Below are 5,728 nucleotides of genomic sequence, written 5' to 3' on the forward strand. Positions count from 1 at the left end.
AGTTATTATTACTGCAACCAGATGAACTGGCGTACGCGTTACCGCTGCTCTTAAGATTGTTACCCATGCAAGAAAATTCTAAAAGATTAGATTGGTTTTTACCGTTTGAAAGTAAGTTGCAGTTACAAACTCACCATATAGCATTATCAACACAGCTGACTGTAATCGCGACAAGCCTTCCTACAGACAGTGCTTTATCATTAGATTTAGACGCGGTAAACCTGGCGCTAAACAATTACTTTAGTGATTATGGATGGCGCATGGTAAGAAAAGAATTGTCGCAGATAAAAAAACGGAAAAAGAAATCACATATTGAACTGAGTAACGATCTAATATATCGGCTAAAAACATTTATGTCGTTGAAGCAATTAGATAGCTTTGATCAAGCAATGGACCATTTACTCAGTAATGAAGAGCAAAACCATGATATAGACATGATTGAGATGGGTTGAACACGGCCACCTAATTGACCGGTAAAGGCTATTTTCATGATGATTTATTGAGTGTAGCAATCGCTGCAACAGTTAGACGGTGGCTAAACTTTGTGCGTTTGGCATGTGAAGGTGCCCAGCCTGCCAGAAACCGTTCAAAGTCAGCCCAAGCAATATTCACTAGCGGACGCCACTCTTTTTCTATTTCTTGGCTACTAAATGCACTTTGGAATAAACGCAAAGCCGTGTGAAGTTCAGTAAAGTAGTCGTCGATAAGTTGCTCAAACTGAAGCTCAAGAGTCGTTTCATCTAAGCAGCTACCTAAAAAATAGACCACATCTTTAACACCACAACCGCCACCAATGTATTGAAAATCGACTGCCGCAACATGGGCTAAATCATTGGAAAAACAGAAGTTAGCGATCTTTGCATCACCATGGACTAACGTTTTGTATCTGCAATTATTAAGGCTTTTATCAAGCTCAACTGCAGCATCTTTTAATGGGCCTTTTTCCATAGCGTCAAATTCTTTCGCTCTTGTCGCAAGGTGCCAATAAGTCCCAATTGGCCAAAGTTTGTTTGGCCAATTGTCTAGCGGATCATGTTGCATATTGTACGCATGAAAACGTGCTAGCCAATGTAAGCAGATTTTCGAGTTTTCAGCAGAGGCGGTGGTTAATCTAGTCGGAAAACCTTCGCTATCTAAATCGGACATAACGATCATTTTTGAAGAGAGGCAAGACTGACTTAAACTAGCTTGGCCGATAAACTGAGGTAATGCACAAAAGGGTTTTATTTTATTGGCCCAATGTTGATAAAACTCCGCTTCAACATCATAAGATGCCAGCTTTCGTTGATGTGATATGGCGCCACTCCAACCTCGCGGATGCTGCTGAATAACAGGGGGACGAATATGTTTAACGACAAAAGTCATATCCCGAACGTCACTGAACTCGTCTAAATCTGGTTCTACTGTTTCAAAACGTGCTATTTCACCATAACCAGACCAGAGTGTCTGAATTACCTCAGTTTTAATGAAGTGAGTTATTTTAATTATCTCTGACAACAGTTGGTTAAACTCGTGCTCATTATTTTTCAATGTTTTAACCTAAGTGGCGTCAATGCACCATAGTCTAAATAACGAGTCCTTTTGTGGGCATGCAGACATAGCTTATATAAGTTTGGCCTGCCATTTGTTTTTCGAACTCAATAAAGAACATTTTAGCAGTTTGTTTCAGTTAATATTACTGTAGACATAAACGTGGCGAATTAAAAATATTCTATTTTACATCGTCATCATGAATTATCTCTCCATGTAACATATTCTAGTCTTTCTGTAATTGATAGTGCAACTAAAGGTAAGGTCATAGTGTGAGATCCTAAAGAAGCTTCTGCTTTGATACTGATAAATGATAAACGGCGATAGGGTGATGGTTTGGCATTTTATCTAACGGCAGAATAAAATTGTGCAGTGCTAATAAAATTAAAATAATAAAAAGGCTAAGTCACTAATGCGCCTTAGCCTTTATACTTTTCTATTCAGGTAGTGAAATTGTTAACCAACGGTCACTGTGTTCAAAAAGGAGTGACTGTAACTTACCTTGTCCCTCAATATTAACTAAGTTAACCTGCGAGGGCCAAAGATCCTGTAATGCTCCATTTGAAATAGACATTCCTGATATTTTTTTGGGTATGTTTGTTTCCTGATAAATCCACAAGTATTTGCCATCTAACTCTAAGCCGACGAAGTTTAAAGGCAACGGTTTACCATCGTTAGATTCAATTGCAAACTGATGTTGAACATAGTCTGCAAAAGTATTTTGAGTTACTTTACTGCTTAAGATGTCTGCACTCGGGTCAAAAAGATCTCTTACTGCATGTTCTGCATCATGTAGATAGAACTTATGCATGACTTCAATAGTATTAATTCTATGGTTAAAACTAATCGTTGTGACCGCCGTTTTTTGCTGATGAGCATTCACGTTGCCGATCATAAAGAAAAATAGGCTAGCGACTAATACACGGATCTTCATTTATTAAGCAGCCTTATCTGTTTTTAAAGTACTCTCATCATCTTCACTTTTAAGCTCTGTCTTAATGTCCTGCATAATATCGCGTTTAAGTTTGTGCTTACTCTTCTCTTTCTTGTAGGCTTCGATCCTAGACTCAATGATACGACGCGGAAAATAGTTATTATTTAGGTCCACATCTGCGGTTTGCCAGCTCGGGTCAATTTCAACTTCCTTAAGTACTTTGTCAGTCACAATGAGTTTATTCACTGAAGTAGGACTTCTACGCCAGATCTCTGCCGGAATATTAATAGATTCAATCGAACCATCTTCATAAGTGAGCTGTAAAAGAATCGGCATGACTAGGCCGCCTATATTGGAAAACTCGAGTACATAATAGTTTTTGTCTTCTTTCACCGCTCTTTCTATTACGGCAAGCTCCCAAGGCTTAAGGTCTTTTACTAACTTGTTATACTTATTACGCTCTTTATTCGTAACGGTGTACTCATCATTTTCATCATAAAAATCAGTAACGTCTTGATTTAGCTCAACCCAAGTTTTTATGCCTTGTTGCTGATCTTTTATTATCGCCATTGGCACTGGCTTGTCTTGTTCCATTTGACGTTCACGAGCAAAATCAATATCTGGATTTTTGGTATTCATTTGTAACTTATAGATTTTATCTATTGAGATATCAACATGATCTGTGGTGTAAAACCAGCCACGCCAAAACCAATCTAAATCGACACCGGATGCCTCTTCCATTGTTCTAAAAAAATCTGACGGAGTAGGGCGTTTATACTTCCATCGAGTGGCATACTCTTTAAAAGCAAAATCGAACAATTCACGACCCAGTACAACTTCCCGAAGAATGTTCAAGGCGACTGCAGGTTTGGTATAGGCGTTAGGTCCAAACTTTAAAATACTGTCAGATTGTGTCATCACCGGCACTTGTACCGTTGACTTCATGTACTCAATTATATCTCTCGGTTCTCTAGCCCAATGGGCGTCTGTTTCCCACTCTCTCACTGCTAAAGATTCTAAAAAACTGTTCAGCCCTTCGTCCATCCAAGTCCATTGACGTTCATCAGAATTAACGATCATAGGAAAATATATATGGCCGATTTCATGGATCACCACACCAATTAAGAAACGTTTTTCAGACAAGGTATAGGTACGGCTACCATCATCTTGCAACTCTGTACGTGGTCCATTGAAGGTTATCATTGGGTATTCCATGCCACCAACAGGTCCATTTATTGATTGGGCTGTCGGATATGGGTAATCAAAAGAATACTTGGAATAAACTTCCATGGTATGGATGACCGATTCTGTTGAGTATTTCTTCCAGAGATCGCCACCTTCCTTTGGATAGAAAGACATCGCCATAACCAGTGGCCGCTCTGATGATTTTTGCTGATAACCTTTAGCATCCCACATGAATTTTCTTGATGAAGCCCAGGCGAAATCTCTTACATTTTCAGCTTCAAAGTGCCATGTTTTAGTTTTACTGGTAGCGTTCGCTTCATTTTCTAATGCTTCTGCTTCAGTCACAATAAAGACGGGCTTTTGACTGCTTTTTGCTTCTTCAAAACGCTTACGCTGTTTTTTATTTAGCACAGAACTGGCGTTTACTAATTCCCCCGTCGCAGCAACAATATGATCTGCTGGGACCGTGATTTCAACATCATAATCACCAAACTCTAAGGTAAATTCACCACTCCCCAGAAAGGCTTTATTGGTCCAAGCTTCGTAATCAGTATAAGCGTGGAGGCGTGGAAACCATTGAGCTAATTGAAAAATATCGTTGCCACCGTCACGTTTATCTTTAGGGAAATGTTCATAACCAGAACGACCGCCCATCGCTTTTTGATCCGTTATGTTAAAGGCATAATCGAGCTCAAATTCTGTTGTCTTGCCGGGCTTCAATGGTTTCAGTAAATCGATACGCATATTTGTGCCAACGATAGTCGCTGTTAACGGTTTACCATTGATGGTCACTTTACCTATTTCATAGCCGACTTCGTTATCCGCTAAAAATTGTTGGCCGCGTAAGGTCTTTAAGCTTATTTTTGTTGGTTTTCCATCGACACTTTTTGCCAGCTCTGAAGGGCTAGAAAATGTACGAGTACGACTCGCGATAGAGTCTGCCTTGTAATAATTCTGGTCCAGTTGTAACCATAAATATTTTAGGGTATCGGGAGAATTATTTGTATAGGTCACCGTTTGTGTGGCTTCTAAGCGTCTTTTATCTTCTAAAAGAGACGCCTTAATATGATAGTCAACTTGCTGTTGCCAATACTGATGTCCAGGTTCCCCAGCGGCATTTCTGTAAACATTAGGTGTGGGTAGATCGGCATCTAATTGACGAAATTTATCTTCAAAATCGCCTTTAGACTGCTTTATTGCTGAAGCGTAGGCTGGTAGTGCCACACCTGACAAAATCGTAAACGCTACGATTGATGACGTTAGTATTCTGTTCACTGAGTACTTCTCTTATTTTATTGCAGTGATAATGCATCACTACTTATAGTTATTTTTTTATACAGTCAGATAATTATACAGTAGACAATAGGTAAGCAGTCAATGTAACTTAATACTTTGTAACGATTAATCTAGTTTCAGAAAAGGTATTTTTGTAAGGTTTCATGCCATTTATGTGTGGATGCTTCTATAAACTCTCGTTAGAGAAGCCTTCCGCATACAACGTATTAAGTGAAAGATCTACAGTCTCATTTATAGAGGTAGCTGGAAGATTTACATTTTAACGTCACTCGGTTTTTGCGGGAAATGCAGGCGATATGCAGGCTTTAACTTCAAATTTATAACCGTGTGGCATAGTACTATCAGGTGTAATTTGCAAAATTTCATAGTCATTTAATTCAACAACATGCGCATTATTTGTAATCAGGCAACGGGACTTTTCATTCGCTTCCAATTGATAGGCAAAATGCGCAATCAGATCACGTATTTTTTGTGAGTAAAATGTTTTAATTTTTACTGAGTTATTGACTTCATTTTTTATATTTTTCTCTCGTTCTGAGATCTTCTCATCATCTGTATTAGTCGTCATATCAAGATTATTGGCAGATTGTATTGTTGGCTTTATGGATTTATTTCCGGTTATTAGGCTCAATCCTTCCACGTTATCTTTGTTTTCTGTGGTGAGTATTTTAACGATGGTATCTTCTATCGTTGGATTATTATTGGTCAATGTGGGAGGTGTTATTATCGGTTGTTCGTTGGTTAGGAAGAATGATGAACTATAAAAATTATCTTCGATGACAG

The 5,728-nt window shown here is 38.7% G+C and carries 4 protein-coding genes and 1 pseudogene; 1 reads left to right on the forward strand and 4 read right to left on the reverse strand.

All coding sequences use genetic code 11. The annotated features are described in order from the left end of the window. The first annotated feature begins 11 nt into the window (after window positions 1–11). Window positions 12–452: a hypothetical protein gene (locus CXF82_RS00365; RefSeq protein WP_374702349.1), complete on the forward strand. Its 441-nt coding sequence runs from the start codon at window positions 12–14 to the stop codon at window positions 450–452. Window positions 453–486: 34 nt separating this feature from the next. Here CXF82_RS00365 and CXF82_RS00370 read toward each other — a convergent pair whose 3' ends face one another. The 4 genes and pseudogenes from CXF82_RS00370 to CXF82_RS22210 form a co-directional block, all read right to left on the reverse strand. Further along, complete coding sequence (locus tag CXF82_RS00370; protein WP_257982692.1) at window positions 487–1,530, reverse strand: phosphotransferase; 1,044 nt, start codon at window positions 1,528–1,530, stop codon at window positions 487–489. Window positions 1,531–1,966: 436 nt separating this feature from the next. Continuing rightward, on the reverse strand, window positions 1,967–2,464 hold the full coding sequence (locus CXF82_RS00375; RefSeq protein ID WP_232775101.1) for a DUF6702 family protein: 498 nt from the start codon (window positions 2,462–2,464) through the stop codon (window positions 1,967–1,969). 3 nt (window positions 2,465–2,467) lie between these two features. Beyond that, complete coding sequence (locus CXF82_RS00380; protein WP_257982693.1) at window positions 2,468–4,915, reverse strand: M1 family metallopeptidase; 2,448 nt, start codon at window positions 4,913–4,915, stop codon at window positions 2,468–2,470. Window positions 4,916–5,210: 295 nt separating this feature from the next. Continuing rightward, window positions 5,211–5,728: pseudogene (locus CXF82_RS22210) on the reverse strand (hypothetical protein); the annotation flags it as partial.

This window comes from Shewanella sp. GutDb-MelDb, assembly GCF_002836075.1.
In the GTDB taxonomy this organism is placed as follows: Bacteria; Pseudomonadota; Gammaproteobacteria; order Enterobacterales; family Shewanellaceae; genus Shewanella.